The sequence below is a fragment of the Mycolicibacterium rutilum genome (assembly GCF_900108565.1).
Lineage (GTDB): Bacteria > Actinomycetota > Actinomycetes > Mycobacteriales > Mycobacteriaceae > Mycobacterium > Mycobacterium rutilum.
This window is the reverse complement of the sequence record NZ_LT629971.1, coordinates 3,372,297-3,385,187: the sequence shown is the minus strand read 5'-3', so window position 1 is coordinate 3,385,187 and position 12,891 is coordinate 3,372,297. Positions and strand designations below refer to the sequence as shown.

The window sequence follows — 12,891 nt, the reverse complement described above, 5'->3', positions numbered from 1 at the left end:
GGAATGTCCACCAGCGGCGGGAGGCGCTCGTGTCCGCTGTACCTGCGAGCACCCGGCGCAGCCGCGCGAAGTCCGACCGTCGGTCCCAGTTGATCGCGGCGGCCGAGAGGTTGGTCGCCGAGCGGGGTTACCTGGCGGTGCGGCTGGAGGACATCGGCGCCGCCGCAGGCGTCAGCGGGCCGGCGATCTATCGCCACTTCCCCAACAAAGAGGCGCTGCTCGTCGAGTTGCTCGTCGGGATCAGCACCCGGCTGCTGGCCGGTGCCACCGAGGTCGTCGCCGCGACAGCGGATCCCGACACCGCGCTGGACGGGCTGGTCGAGTTTCACCTGGACTTCGCGCTGGGCGAGTCGGACCTGATCCGGATCCAGGACCGCGATCTGGCGAACCTGCCGCCGGCGGCCAAGCGTCAGGTCCGCAAGGCGCAGCGCCAGTATGTCGAGATCTGGGTCGAGGTGCTCCGTCGGGTGAACCGGTCACTGAGTGAGGCCGACGCCCGGGTGATGGCACACGCGGCGTTCGGGCTGATGAACTCCACGCCGCACGCACTCAAACCCGCAACCACGAAAACGGCCGAGGCCAACCCGCGCGCCGTCTTGAAGAGCATGACGGTTGCGGCGTTGACCTCGGCCGGTTCGGCGCCGAGGCGTTAGTACCAGGCGCGCCTGCCACCGACGGGCCGTCCGACCGACCCGAGGATCCAGAACACGGCTCCGATGACCATCAGCACGATGCCGATGTACATGATTGCCGGAACGGTGAAGTAGCCGATCACGGCGAGGATCAATCCGAGGATGATCATAATCTCTCCATTTCTAGTGAATCATCAACAGCCAGTGGGTTACTGGCTGGGTTCAGGCAGATTGCAGTTCTCCACCTTTGGGTTGACACCCGCGTAGTTCAACGGTCCGACGACCACCGTCAGCGCGATGCTTCCCGCTGTCGCACAATTGGTTTCGTTACTCGAGAAGTAACCGCGCTGATAGGCGGCGACCACACCGATCAACAACCAGATAAGCACTATGACGCCGAGGATTCCGCCACCTCGCATGCTGCGCCTCCTTTGTCAGCGTGAACTGGCGCGTGCGCAGCGTGTTTACCCGGCGGACAATTTGTCCAAACCTGGCTACGGCGACAATTCGATCACGACTGGGCGCCAGGGGCGAAGGCGGCAATCAGCCACTCACGCATGGCTTTGACCAGCACGGCGCGGTTCTCGCGCTTGTCGATCTCGTGGCCGTCGTCGTCGAACATCAACAGTTCGACTTTCCGGTTAAGCGCTGTGAGAGTGTCGAACATCTGCTGTGATTCGCTGGGCGGGACGTTGGTGTCGTTGGCGCCGTGCACCAGCAGCAGGGGTGCGGTCATGGCGTCGGCGCGCTGCAGCGGCGATAGCTGTTCGAGCAGATCGCGGTCCCCGATCGGGTGACCGTACTTCGGATATGCGGCCGCGGCGATCCACGGCTCGGTGTTGCGGTACCAGGTGTTCAGATCGCTCATGCCGCAGATGCTGATGCCGGCGGCGAACCGGTCCGGGTGGAAGGTCAGCGCCGCCTGCGTCAGGTAGCCGCCGTACGACCATCCGCAACAGGCGATGCGGTCGGCGGGCGCGACACCGTTGTCGACGAGGTACGCCACCGCGTCTGCCACGTCGTCGATGGCCGCGAACCGCCGTTCCTTGTCGTCGGCGTGCATGAAGCTCCGCCCGAATCCGCCGGAACCGCGGACGTTCGGCAGGAACACGCTGATGCCCTCTTCGAGCAGCGCCGGGAAGAACTCGTTGTAGCCGGGCCGACCCTGACCCTCGGGCCCACCGTGCAGGAAGAGCATCGCGCCGATCACCGGCACCCCGTCGCGCGGGCGGAACAGCCACCCGGTGAACTCGAGCCCGTCGCGGGCGACGACGGTCTCCAGCGTGGGATCGGCGGCGACGGGCCCGGTGCTGGGTTCGCGGTCGACGGGCTCCCATTCCCGGGTGCGGGGGTCGACCAGTTCGACCGTCGGCGGGATCGAGGGCCCCTCGACCGTCATCGCCAGCATCGAGCCACCGGCGCTGATGCTCAACTGGCTGGCCACCATACCCGGCAGCGGGATGGGCGGCTGCAGGGTCATGTCCGCCAGCTCGAGGATCTGAAGTTCGCTGGCGCCGTGGATGTTCCACAGGATCGCCACCGTCGACAGGTCGTCACTAACGGTGAACTCGTCGAGTTCGCAGCCCGGCCGCTCGGCGATGACCTGGTACGCGACACCGTCGGCCGTGGTGGTGACCTCGAGAAGCCGTGCGTGCTCGGTGCCGTTCTCGCTGCGGATCAGCGCGCGCACATAGCCGTCGGCGCTGCCGGGTTCGAGTGTTCCGGCCGGGTGGTACAGCTTGGTGGTCTCCCCCTCCAGGCCGGCGCGCAACCGCCGAGGCTGGTGGTCGTCGAGGATGACACCGGTGTCGGTGGTCGACCCGGGATCGTAAGGCAGCAATGCGGTTTCGGTCCGCCCACGCAGCATGATGAGGTCGCGGTAGCCGCGCGGGCCGACGCGCACCAGCGCCGACCCCGCCCATGCGTCGACGAGTCGGCCACCGGAGCGCCGGTCGAGCACCACCGTGCCGCCGGTGGCCGGGTCGATCAGCACCGAGGTGCCGACCCCGTCGTCACCGGTCAGGATCGCGGCCACCAGTGCCCCGTCCCAATTGATCAGTTCCGCAGTGCCTTCCGACGATGCGTCCAGCCACGAGTCGATGCGGCGCGCGTCGCGGTCGTCAGGATCGGTTGTGACGACCCATATCTGGGTTCGGGTGCTGCCGTCGGGCGCGACCTCGCACGCCAGCCAGTGCCCGTCGGCCGAATGCAGCACCCGGGTGACCGGGCCGTCGACGGGAAGTTCGACGTCGCGCGATGAGCTGGCCCGCCAGCCGCGCAGGAAGCGCTGGACCGCCCGCGGGAAACCGCCGTCGTCGACGAGGTGGGCGAACGCGGTCGCGTCCGGCGACATCGACGCGCCGTATACCCGACGGACCTGCTCTCCCACCGGTCCAATTGTGCATGCCGCGCCGACCGCTCGCGACCGGCGGTCCGGTGTCGGCGTCGAGCGCACGCTGTCGCAGGTCGGCGGCGCATCCGCTCTGTTGAGCAGGTGCCCAGGTACCCTCGCAGCCATGAGGTGGGTATGACCGACACACCAGGCCGAGGCCGCGACGAGCAAAGGCGCGACGAAGCGGGTTACCCCTATTCCGGCGACTATTCCGGATACAGCGACCCCGCCTACGCCAGCCAGGCCTACGGCCCCACCTATCAGCCGCCCGGCCCCGCGCCGACGCAGCAGTTGCCGCCGTACTCGCAGTACGGCTACGACCCGTACGCAAGCGGCCAGTACTCCGGCCAGTTCGGGTCGCCGCCGTACCCGCCGGGCGAGCCCAACGAGCCCCCCGACGAGCCGAAGTCGCCGCGGTGGCTGTGGATCCTGGCCGGCGTCGCGGTGCTCACCGTCATCGGGCTGGTGATCGCGCTGGTCATCGTCAACAGTTCGCGTCAGCAGACCGTCGTCGCACCGCCGCCGATGCAGGAGCCCAGCTTCACCACGGCCCCGCCGACGACCTCGCGGACGCCGACCACCGTCCCGCGGCTGCCGCTGCCGACCCTGCCGTCGAGGCCGACCGTGCCCACGGTGCCGTCGACGCCGGGCCGCACCACGCCGGGCGTCACCGAGACCGTCGTCTACGTCGTCAGCGGCACCGGACGCGCGATCAACATCACCTATGTCGACAGCGGCGGTCTGCTGCAGACCGAGTTCAACGTGCTGCTGCCGTGGAGCAAGGAAGTGCAACTGTCCGAGCCCGCCGCCGCGTCGGCCAGCGTCAGCATCATCAACGTGGGCCGCGAGGTGAACTGCTCGATCACGGTCGACGGCGCGCTGGTCCAGCAGCGCACCGGCGCGGGGCTGACCATCTGCACCGGCAGCCGCTAGCGACAGTCACCGCCGGGGCACCCGGACCGCCAGCATCGCGAGCAGTCCGGCGGCCAGCACCACGAGCAGCCCGCCCATCCCGGCGCGGTCGGTGCCGAAGATCGCGATGAACACCGAGAACAGCACCGGCGCCAGGTAGGACACCGCGCGGCCGGTGGTGGTGTAGAGCCCGAAGGCCACGCCTTCCTTGCCGTCGGCGGACAACCGCAGCATCAGGGTGCGGGCCGCCGAGAGGGTGGGGCCGATGAACAGGCACAGCGCCAGCCCGCACGCCCAGAACGCCAGCGGACCGTCGAGCGCCATCAAGGTGATGCCGACGGCGATCATCGCGACCAGCGACACCACGATGACGGGTTTGGCGCCGAACCTGTCGTCGAGCAGGCCGCCGATGACCGCGCCGATAGCCGCGATCGTGCTGGCGCTCACGCCGAACAGCAGCACGTCGGCACCGGAGATGCCGTACACGTTGACGCCGAGCACGGCGCCGAACGCGAAGATCCCCGTGAGCCCGTCGCGGAACACCGCGCTGGCGATCAGGTAGTAGACGACGTGGTGGTCGCGGCGCCATTCGCTGACGATTTCCGACCACAGCACCCGGTATCCGCCGAAGAAGCCGAGACCGGCGCGCGCCGGCGCGACATCGCGCGGCACGGGTGGCACCGTGATGAGCACAGGCAGCGCGAACAGCCCGAACCACACCGCCGTCAGCACCATCACCGCGCGGATGTTCTGGCCGTCGGCGGCCGCGAAGCCGAGCAGCCCGCGCGTCTCACCGTCGCCCGCGATGAACCCGAAATAGCCGACGAGCAACAGCACGACACTGCCGAGATAGCCCAGCCCCAAACCCATTCCGGAGATCTGGCCCGACGTCTGCGGGGTGGACAACTGGCGCAGCATGGCGTTGTAGGGCACCGTGGCCAGTTCGTTGCACGCCGACGCGGCGGCCAACAGCAGCAGCCCGGGAATGAGGTAGTGATAGTCGTCGCGGATCTGGCTCATGGCCGCGGTCAACACCACTGCGAGACCGGTCAGCACCGCCAGCACCCGTCGCCGCCGCCACGGCGCGTCGACCCAGACGCCGGTGACGGGGGCCAGCACCGCGACCACCAGGCCCGCCAACCCCAGCGCCCATCCCAGCCAGCTGGCCGGTGATGCGCTGCCCGGCAGGTCGTCGCCGACGGCGCTGGTGAGATACACCGAGAACACGAACGTCACGACCATCGCGTTCAGGCCCGTCGCACCGAAGTCCCACAGCGCCCACGCGACGATCTGTTTGCGGCCCCCGGTCCGCACGGACGGCTGGCTCGAATCGGGTGGCTCGCTCATGGTCCGCCCACGATATAGTCCGGCCCATGTCAGTACCCGCTCCCAGCGCCGACGCCCGCGCCGTCGTCACCGGCGCGTCGCAGAACATCGGTGAGGCACTGGCCGTCGAACTCGCCGCCCGCGGACACCATCTGATCGTCACCGCGCGCCGCGAAGAGGTGCTCCGCGCGTTGGCCGACCGGCTCACCGCGCAGTACGGCGTGACGGTCGAGGTGCGGCCCGTCGACCTGGCCGACCCGACGGACCGGACCAAGCTGTGCGACGAGCTCGCGACCCGGAACATCTCGATCCTGTGCGCCAACGCCGGCACCGCGACGTTCGGGCCGGTGGCCTCGCTCGACCCGGCCGACGAGAAGGCCCAGGTGCAGTTGAACGTTCACGGTGTGCACGACCTGGTGCTCGCGGTGCTGCCCGGCATGGTGGAGCGCAAGGGCGGCGGCATCCTGATTTCCGGTTCGGCAGCAGGTAATTCGCCGATCCCGAACAATGCGACCTATGCCGCGAGCAAGGCGTTCGTCAACACGTTCAGCGAGTCGCTGCGCGGTGAGCTCAAGAAGGTCGGCGTGCACGTGACGCTGCTGGCGCCAGGGCCGGTGCGCGAGACGCTGCCGTCGGAGGACGAGCAGTCGCTGGTGGAGAAGCTGATCCCCGACTTTTTGTGGATCTCCACCGAGTACACCGCCAAGCAGTCGCTGGACGCGCTGGAGCGCAACAAGATGCGCGTCGTGCCGGGTGTGACGTCGAAGGCGATGTCGGTGGCGGCGGGCTACACGCCGCGCGCGATCGTGACGCCAATCGTCGGTGCGGTGTACAAGAAACTCGGCGGCGGCTAGACCGGCCGTCTCCGCGAAATAGCATTCCTGGTCGCTCAATTGGCCGATCGACAGCCGGGAATGCTATTTCGGCGCGAAGGGGCTAGCGACGCCGGCGGCGGCGACGGGTTCCGGTGCCAAAGATGCTGCGGGTGATCTCGCGGCCGATCACCGTGCCCGCCGAGCGCATCGCGCTCTTGAACGCCGGGCTGTTGACGACCTTCTCGAGCATTCCCGGTTCGGCGGTGTCGCGGGCGCGCACCTCACCGGCGACGGGCGGCAGCGGCGGCGGCAACGCGTCATCCTGCTGAGGCACCGGGACGGTTTCGGCGGGCGGCGCGAGTTTCGCGTTGAGCCGTTCGTAGGCCGATTCGCGGTCGATGGTCTGGCCGTATTCCGCCTGCAGCGGACTGGCTTTCGCGGCGGCGGTGATCGCATCGGGTCCGATGGTGTCCATCAAGGACCGCGGCGCACGCATCCGCGTCCACGCCACCGGCGTCGGCGCACCCTTCTCCGAGAGCACGGTGACGACGGCCTCACCGATCCCCAACGACGTCAGCGCCGACTTCAGGTCGTACACATCGGTTTTCGGGTAGGTGCGCACCGTCTTCGTCAGCGCCTTCTCGTCGTCGGGGGTGAACGCGCGCAGCGCGTGCTGAATGCGCGCACCCAGTTGTGACAGCACGTCGTTCGGGACGTCGGTGGGCAGTTGGGTGCAGAAGAAGACGCCGACGCCCTTCGACCGGATCAGCTTGACCGTCTGCTCGACCTGTTCGAGAAACGCCTTGGACGCGTTGGAGAACAGCAGGTGTGCCTCGTCGAAGAAGAACACGAGCTTCGGCTTGTCGAGGTCGCCGACCTCCGGCAGCGAGGTGAACAGGTCGGCCAGCACCCACATCAGGAACGTGGAGAACATCACCGGCCGGGCGCCCTGGCTGCCGAGTTCGAGCAGCGTGATGATGCCGCGGCCCTGCTCATCGACGCGCAACAGATCCTCGGGTTCGAGTTCGGGTTCGCCGAAGAACGTGTCGCCGCCCTCGGCTTCGAGGTTGACCAGCGCGCGCAGGATCACCCCGGCCGTGGTGGTCGACACCGCGCCGAGCGCCTTGAGTTCGGGCTTGCCCTCATCGCTGGTGAGGTACTGGATCACCGCACGCAGGTCTTTGAGGTCGAGCAGCGACAGGCCCTTCTGGTCGGCCCAGTGGAAGATCAGCCCGAGGGTCGACTCCTGGGTGGCGTTCAGCCCGAGCACCTTCGACAGCAGGATGGGCCCGAAGCTGGAGATCGTCGCCCGCACCGGCACGCCGATGCCGCCGGTCCCCAGCGACAGGAATTCGACGGGATAGGCCGTGGGGGTCCAGTCGGCATCGCCGGTGTCTTTCGCCCGGGCCTCGGTGTTCGCGCTGGTCTCGGCGGGCCGCGACAGCCCGGACAGGTCGCCCTTGACATCGGCCATCACGACCGGCACCCCGGCTGCTGAGAGTTGTTCGGCGAGCACCTGCAGCGATTTGGTCTTGCCGGTGCCGGTGGCGCCCGCGACCAGGCCGTGGCGGTTGACCGTCGCCAACGGGATCCGGACTTGCGCGCCCGGGTCACAGGCCCCGTCGACGACGACGGACCCGAGCTCCAGGGCGGCGCCTTCAGCGGCATAACCTGCGGCGATCTGCTGTGCGGGCGTGACGGTCGGCTCACTGGTCATGGCTGGCACCCTAACGCGCGCGGCATACCGTACGGGCGGGTGCAGCGGGCCACCCAGGGCCGCAAGGCTTACTGTGAGCGTCGTGCGTGACGAACTGGTGTGGATTGACTGCGAGATGACCGGGCTGGACCTCAAGACCGACCGGCTCATCGAGATTGCGGTGCTGGTGACCGACGCCGACCTCAACATCCTCGGCGAGGGCCTCGACGTCGTGATCCACACCGACGACGAGGCGTTGTCGTCGATGATTCCAGTGGTCACCGACATGCACACCCGGTCGGGACTGATCGAGGAGGTGCGGGCCTCGGCGATCACCGTGCCCGAGGCCGAGGAGATGGTGCTCGACTACATCCGCGGGCACGTCAAGCAGGCCAAGACGGCGCCGCTGGCCGGCAACTCGATCGCCACCGACCGCGGTTTCATCGCCCGTGACATGCCCAAGCTCGACGACTTCCTGCACTACCGGATGATCGACGTCAGCTCGATCAAGGAACTGTGCCGGCGCTGGTATCCGCGGATCTACTTCGGTCAGCCCGAGAAGGGCCTGGCCCACCGCGCGCTCGCCGACATCCACGAGTCGATCCGCGAACTGCAGTACTACCGGCGCACCGCGTTCGTGCCGCAGCCCGGACCGTCGACCAGCGATATTGCGGCTGTCGCCGAGGAACTCGGCCCGCCGAACGGCGACGCGAAGGATATCGATTCGGCTGCACAGCGTCCGAGCGGTTAGTATCGACGTCGCCGCATCGCATGCGGCAATGGTGGCTGTAGTTCAGTTGGTAGAGCACCAGGTTGTGATCCTGGCTGTCGCGGGTTCGAGTCCCGTCAGCCACCCAAACGGGTCAGGGAGCGGTTCATCCGCTCCCTGACCCTTTTTGATGCGTGAGACGCCGACCGCGTCAGAGGTTGGCGTTGCCCGCTTTCCACTGCTCCCACGGGATGTTCCAGTCACCGAGCCCGTCGGTGCCCGGCAGCGTCGACCCGACGGTGTTGACGATCTCGACGATGTCGCCGCGCTTGGCGTTGTCGTGGAACCACTTGCCGTTGCTCGTGCTGACGTTGATGCACCCGTGGCTGACGTTGCTCGAGCCCTGGCTGCCCACCGACCACGGCGCGGCGTGGACGTAGATGCCGCTGTAGGAGATCTGGGTGGCCCAGTCGACCTCGGTGCGATATCCGTTGGGCGAGTTGACCGGAACGCCGTAGGTCGACGAGTCCATCACCATGTGCGAGAGGCGGTCGCCGACGATGTAGACGCCGTTGTTGGTGGGCGTGCTGTTCTTACCCATCGACACCGGCATGGTCTTGATCACCTCACCGTTGCGGGTGACCGTGAGGGTCTTGGTGTTGTCGTCGACCCGGGTGATGACCTCGTCGCCGACTGTGAACGTCGTCTTGACGTCCTCCTGGCCGAACAGGCCGTCGCCGAGGTCGACGCCGTAGGTGTTGACCGCGACCTCGACCTTGGTGCCCGGCTTCCAGTACGCCGCAGGCCGCCACCGCACCTCGCGGTTGTTCAGCCAGTAGAACGCGCCTTCGACCTCCGGGGTGGTCTTGACCTTGATGGCCTTCTGCGCGGCGACCCGGTTCGGGATGTTCTCGTCGAACCGGATCGCGATCGGCTGTCCCACGCCGACGACCTCACCCTCGTTGGGCAGGACGTAAGGCATGGTCAGGTTCTCCGGCGAGTGGGTCTCGAACGACATCTGCCGGCTGGTGGCCCCGCCGAGGCCCAGCGACTCCGCGGTCAGCGTGTAGCGCTTGTTGTAGCCGAGCGGTTCGGTGGTCGACCACGTCAGACCGTCCGGGCTCAACGCGCCCTCGATGGTCTTGCCGTCCTCGTTGCGCATGCTGACCGCGCCCAGCACGCCGTCCTCGGCGCTGACGGTGACCGGGGAGTCGACGCTGACACCGACGGCGCCATCGGTCACGGACGCGATGAGCTTCGGAACGAGCAGGTCCCCGAACGGGGTGCCCTTGTCGGCGATGACTTGTGGCTGCGCGGGCGTGCTGTTGCCGCCGCAAGCAGTCACCCCGAGCAAAACAGCAGGGATCAGCGCACCGGCGATCAGCCAGGCACGGCGACGCGGACGGGCCACTGAGCGGACTCGCCACATAACTAACTCCACCTCGCAGATGAAAAATCGATTGTTGTGTGCACCAGTCTAGGGGCAAACTTCACTGCGGGAGCGACGGCGACAGTGCCGCCCGAAGCGCCCCGGCAGGCCGCCTGGGCACGGGATTTCACCCTCCCCCACAAGGCCTGTTATTGTCTCACACGCGCGCCGTTAGCTCAGTTGGTAGAGCAGCTGACTCTTAATCAGCGGGTCCGGGGTTCGAAACCCTGACGGCGCACTCAGGTTCGAAGCAAGACGCGATCGTGGCGGCCGCCACGGTCGCGTCTTGCTTTTGTGCGGCGGTAGCCGGCAGCGCGATCTCTCTCGACCGACCGCAAAGCATCGATTGGTTGCCACTTACTGTGTCGTAAATTACTATGATGTTTTTAGTTTTGCGAACGACCGACCGGCTCGCAATCGCCATAACAACGCTTATGTAGGCGTCAGCCAGCATATACACAGAGACGCACGCAATTCTCGCTAAGCAGAATCTGACGTTTCGAACTGCGGGAGCGTGGGTACGTCTGCTAGGGTTTGATTAGCTAGAACGCCAACCGCCCGTATCGAACGGGTCGCGGCCGCAGGGAAACGAGGACTTAGCTGATGTCGCCGATCGGTGGACCATCCGCAGGGAGTGCATCGGGCGCTGGTGCGTCCGACGATGTCACTGCACAGAGTCCCGTCGCGGTGTACACCTGCAGCAGGCTCGGCCGGGTCGCCAATCCCCCGGGATTCTCGTTGGCCGACTGGTTCCGCTCAGCGCGTCGTCGCTGACCTTTTTGTGAACGCTGACCTGCGGGTCAGCGCTGCCGGATTCGGCGAACAACCAGGATGAATGCCAGCGCTCCGACGCCTGCCAGCGACGCGGCGACCGCCGGTTTGGTGACGAATCGCAGGGCCGCGGCCTTGGCGTCGTCGGCCAGCCGGCTGGGATTGGCACGCTCGGCAAGGGTGTCCACCGTCACGGCAAGCTGCTCGCGCGCCTGATCGATGTCCCGCTTGATGGTCTCGGGATCGCGGTCCGCCACGTGCGCCTCCATGCCGCTGTCAGTCGCTGCTCCCCGGACGGGGCCTGCCGATCTACCCTAGAGCAGCCCGCGCTCGTTGCAGCGCACCGGTCGACAGAAGGGATGCCCACGCGTGCCACAGACTCCGCGACTCGAGGTCGGCGACAAAGCCCCAGCGTTCAGCCTGCCCGACGCCGACGGGAACACCGTGAAGCTGTCCGACTACAAGGGCCGCAAGGTGATCGTCTACTTCTATCCGGCCGCGTCGACGCCGGGCTGCACGAAGCAGGCCTGCGATTTCCGCGACAACCTACGCGACCTCGACGGTGCCGGCTTCGACGTCGTCGGGATCTCACCGGACAAGCCCGAGAAGCTCGCCAAGTTCCGCGACAAGGAGCAGCTGACCTTCCCGCTGCTGTCGGATCCGGACCGCAAAGTCCTCACCGAGTGGGGTGCGTACGGCGAAAAGACGATGTACGGCAAGACCGTTCAGGGTGTCATCCGGTCCACGTTCGTCGTCGACGAGAAGGGCAAGATCGAGGTCGCGCAGTACAACGTGCGCGCCACCGGGCACGTCGCCAAGCTACGGCGCGACCTGTCGCTCTGACGCCAGGTTCGCCAGCAGCAGGGCTTCGGAGATCGCGGCGCGTTCCAGCACCCCGAGATGCAGGCTCTCGTTGACGCTGTGCGCCTGTGTCGCAGGGTCTTCCACGCCGGTGACCAGAATCTTGGCCGACGGGAACGCGGCCGCGAACTCGGCGATGAACGGGATCGACCCGCCGACGCCGGTGTCCACGGGTTCCGCTCCCCACGCCGTCCGGAAGGCCTCGCGGGCCGCGTCATACACCGGACCGGTGGCGTCGATCGCGTACGGCTGTCCGAGATCGCCAGGGATGACGGTGACGTGCGCGCCCCAGGGCGTGTGTTCTTCGAGGTGGCGCGTCAGCGCGGCCAGGTGCTCGGCCGCGTCACCGCCGGGAGCGACCCGCATGCTGACCTTGGCCCGCGCCCGCGGGGTCAGCGTGTTCGACGACTTGTCGATCGGGGTGGTGTCGATGCCGATCACGGTGATCGCCGGTTTGGCCCACAAACGTTGCGGCACCGTCCCTGAACCGATTTCGGACACGCCGTCCAGCAGACCGGTCTCCTCGCGGACCCGCTCGGGCGGATAGTCGACATCGGCGGCGCCGGCTTCGTGCAGTCCGGCAACGGCGACGTTGCCGTCGTCATCGTGCAGGCTGGCCAACAACCGCACCAGCACGCTGAGCGCATCGGGCACCACCCCGCCCCACAGCCCGGAGTGCAACCCGTGGTGGAGGGTGGCCACTTCGACGACGCAGTCGGCCAGCCCGCGCAACGTCACGGTCAGCGACGGCACCTCGGTGCTCCAGTTGTCGGAGTCGGCGATGACGATCACGTCGGAGGCCAGCGTGTCGCGATGCGCGGCCAGCAGCCGCGACAGCGACGGTGAGCCGGACTCCTCCTCACCTTCGACGAACACCGTGACGCCGACGGGCGGGTTGCCGTCGTGGGCGCGGAACGCCGCCAAATGCGTTGCGATGCCTGCCTTGTCGTCGGCGGTGCCCCTGCCGTAGAGCCGTCCGTCCCGTTCGGTGGGCTCGAACGGCGGCGTCGCCCATTGCGTCGGGTCACCCTCGGGTTGCACGTCGTGGTGGGCGTAGAGCAGCACCGTCGGCGCGCCGGGCGGCGCCGGGTGGCGGGCGATCACCGCCGGTGCGCCGCCCTCGCTGACGATCTGCACATCGCCGAACCCGGCCTCGGTCAACAGTTTCGTCACCGCGTCGGCGCTGCGCTGCACCTCGCCGCGCCGCGCCGGGTCGGCCCACACCGACTCGATGCGCACGAGGTCCTCCAGATCGCGCCGCACGGACGGCAGCACCTCTTGCACCCGCTGCACCAGATCACTCATGGCGTCGAGGCTAGCGGCATCGGTTTCGTCGCGCTGAGGCGCT

General features: G+C 67.6%; 13 protein-coding genes and 2 tRNA genes. 7 read left to right on the top strand and 8 right to left on the bottom strand.

The window, feature by feature from the left end:
- Positions 1 to 29: 29 nt before the first annotated feature.
- Positions 30 to 653 (top strand): SACE_7040 family transcriptional regulator, encoded by a 624-nt coding sequence (locus tag BLW81_RS16560; RefSeq protein WP_322788746.1) that lies wholly within the window; start codon positions 30 to 32, stop codon positions 651 to 653.
- On the opposite strand, the gene BLW81_RS29630 is transcribed toward BLW81_RS16560, so the two are convergent.
- The 3 genes from BLW81_RS29630 to BLW81_RS16550 form a co-directional block, all read right to left on the bottom strand.
- Positions 650 to 802, bottom strand: a complete 153-nt coding sequence (locus BLW81_RS29630; RefSeq protein WP_165614560.1) for a hypothetical protein — start codon at positions 800 to 802, stop codon at positions 650 to 652. The two genes, BLW81_RS16560 and BLW81_RS29630, sit on opposite strands and share 4 nt — an antisense overlap.
- A 39-nt stretch (positions 803 to 841) precedes the next feature.
- Positions 842 to 1,051: a hypothetical protein gene (locus BLW81_RS16555; RefSeq protein ID WP_083408107.1), complete on the bottom strand. Its 210-nt coding sequence runs from the start codon at positions 1,049 to 1,051 to the stop codon at positions 842 to 844.
- Between the two features lie 92 nt (positions 1,052 to 1,143).
- Positions 1,144 to 2,985 (bottom strand): alpha/beta hydrolase family protein, encoded by a 1,842-nt coding sequence (locus BLW81_RS16550; RefSeq protein WP_083408106.1) that lies wholly within the window; start codon positions 2,983 to 2,985, stop codon positions 1,144 to 1,146.
- A 174-nt stretch (positions 2,986 to 3,159) separates the two neighbouring features.
- Between BLW81_RS16550 and BLW81_RS16545 the strand changes: the two genes are divergently transcribed.
- Positions 3,160 to 3,957, top strand: coding sequence for an MmpS family transport accessory protein (locus BLW81_RS16545; RefSeq protein WP_083408105.1), 798 nt, complete (start codon positions 3,160 to 3,162; stop codon positions 3,955 to 3,957).
- A gap of 6 nt (positions 3,958 to 3,963) precedes the next feature.
- On the opposite strand, the gene BLW81_RS16540 is transcribed toward BLW81_RS16545, so the two are convergent.
- Positions 3,964 to 5,283, bottom strand: a complete 1,320-nt coding sequence (locus BLW81_RS16540; RefSeq protein ID WP_083408104.1) for an MFS transporter — start codon at positions 5,281 to 5,283, stop codon at positions 3,964 to 3,966.
- A gap of 26 nt (positions 5,284 to 5,309) precedes the next feature.
- Between BLW81_RS16540 and cmrA the strand changes: the two genes are divergently transcribed.
- On the top strand, positions 5,310 to 6,116 hold the full coding sequence (cmrA, locus tag BLW81_RS16535; RefSeq protein ID WP_083408103.1) for a mycolate reductase: 807 nt from the start codon (positions 5,310 to 5,312) through the stop codon (positions 6,114 to 6,116).
- Positions 6,117 to 6,198: 82 nt separating this feature from the next.
- Here cmrA and BLW81_RS16530 read toward each other — a convergent pair whose 3' ends face one another.
- Positions 6,199 to 7,794 carry a helicase HerA-like domain-containing protein gene (locus tag BLW81_RS16530; RefSeq protein WP_083408102.1) on the bottom strand — a complete coding sequence of 532 codons (1,596 nt, stop codon included), beginning with the start codon at positions 7,792 to 7,794 and terminating at the stop codon, positions 6,199 to 6,201.
- 82 nt (positions 7,795 to 7,876) lie between these two features.
- On the opposite strand from BLW81_RS16530, the gene orn reads away from it, so the two are divergent.
- Positions 7,877 to 8,524, top strand: a complete 648-nt coding sequence (gene orn / locus BLW81_RS16525; RefSeq protein WP_083408101.1) for an oligoribonuclease — start codon at positions 7,877 to 7,879, stop codon at positions 8,522 to 8,524.
- Between the two features lie 31 nt (positions 8,525 to 8,555).
- Positions 8,556 to 8,628, top strand: a tRNA-His gene (locus tag BLW81_RS16520).
- A gap of 65 nt (positions 8,629 to 8,693) precedes the next feature.
- Here the strand turns inward: BLW81_RS16520 and BLW81_RS16515 are convergent.
- Positions 8,694 to 9,911 (bottom strand): L,D-transpeptidase, encoded by a 1,218-nt coding sequence (locus BLW81_RS16515; protein ID WP_083408100.1) that lies wholly within the window; start codon positions 9,909 to 9,911, stop codon positions 8,694 to 8,696.
- 165 nt (positions 9,912 to 10,076) lie between these two features.
- Here BLW81_RS16515 and BLW81_RS16510 point away from each other — a divergent pair.
- Positions 10,077 to 10,149 (top strand) — tRNA-Lys (locus tag BLW81_RS16510).
- Between the two features lie 562 nt (positions 10,150 to 10,711).
- On the opposite strand, the gene BLW81_RS16505 is transcribed toward BLW81_RS16510, so the two are convergent.
- Positions 10,712 to 10,939, bottom strand: coding sequence for a DUF3618 domain-containing protein (locus BLW81_RS16505; RefSeq protein ID WP_083410594.1), 228 nt, complete (start codon positions 10,937 to 10,939; stop codon positions 10,712 to 10,714).
- Positions 10,940 to 11,051: 112 nt separating this feature from the next.
- On the opposite strand from BLW81_RS16505, the gene bcp reads away from it, so the two are divergent.
- Entirely contained in the window at positions 11,052 to 11,525 is a 474-nt protein-coding gene (gene bcp / locus BLW81_RS16500; RefSeq protein ID WP_083408099.1) for a thioredoxin-dependent thiol peroxidase, read from the top strand.
- On the opposite strand, the gene BLW81_RS16495 is transcribed toward bcp, so the two are convergent.
- Entirely contained in the window at positions 11,502 to 12,848 is a 1,347-nt protein-coding gene (locus BLW81_RS16495; protein WP_083408098.1) for a dipeptidase, read from the bottom strand. The two genes, bcp and BLW81_RS16495, sit on opposite strands and share 24 nt — an antisense overlap.
- Between the last annotated feature and the right edge of the window lie 43 nt (positions 12,849 to 12,891).

What these genes read in the sequence shown, in the direction of transcription:
- BLW81_RS29630 (WP_165614560.1), bottom strand. Translation starts at nt 802, where the DNA reads ATGATCATCCTCGGATTGATCCTCGCCGTGATCGGCTACTTCACCGTT.
- BLW81_RS16555 (WP_083408107.1), bottom strand. Translation starts at nt 1,051, where the DNA reads ATGCGAGGTGGCGGAATCCTCGGCGTCATAGTGCTTATCTGGTTGTTG.
- BLW81_RS16550 (WP_083408106.1), bottom strand. Translation starts at nt 2,985, where the DNA reads ATGTCGCCGGACGCGACCGCGTTCGCCCACCTCGTCGACGACGGCGGT.
- BLW81_RS16545 (WP_083408105.1), top strand. Translation starts at nt 3,160, where the DNA reads ATGACCGACACACCAGGCCGAGGCCGCGACGAGCAAAGGCGCGACGAA.
- BLW81_RS16540 (WP_083408104.1), bottom strand. Translation starts at nt 5,283, where the DNA reads ATGAGCGAGCCACCCGATTCGAGCCAGCCGTCCGTGCGGACCGGGGGC.
- cmrA (WP_083408103.1), top strand. Translation starts at nt 5,310, where the DNA reads ATGTCAGTACCCGCTCCCAGCGCCGACGCCCGCGCCGTCGTCACCGGC.
- BLW81_RS16530 (WP_083408102.1), bottom strand. Translation starts at nt 7,794, where the DNA reads ATGACCAGTGAGCCGACCGTCACGCCCGCACAGCAGATCGCCGCAGGT.
- BLW81_RS16515 (WP_083408100.1), bottom strand. Translation starts at nt 9,911, where the DNA reads ATGTGGCGAGTCCGCTCAGTGGCCCGTCCGCGTCGCCGTGCCTGGCTG.
- BLW81_RS16495 (WP_083408098.1), bottom strand. Translation starts at nt 12,848, where the DNA reads ATGAGTGATCTGGTGCAGCGGGTGCAAGAGGTGCTGCCGTCCGTGCGG.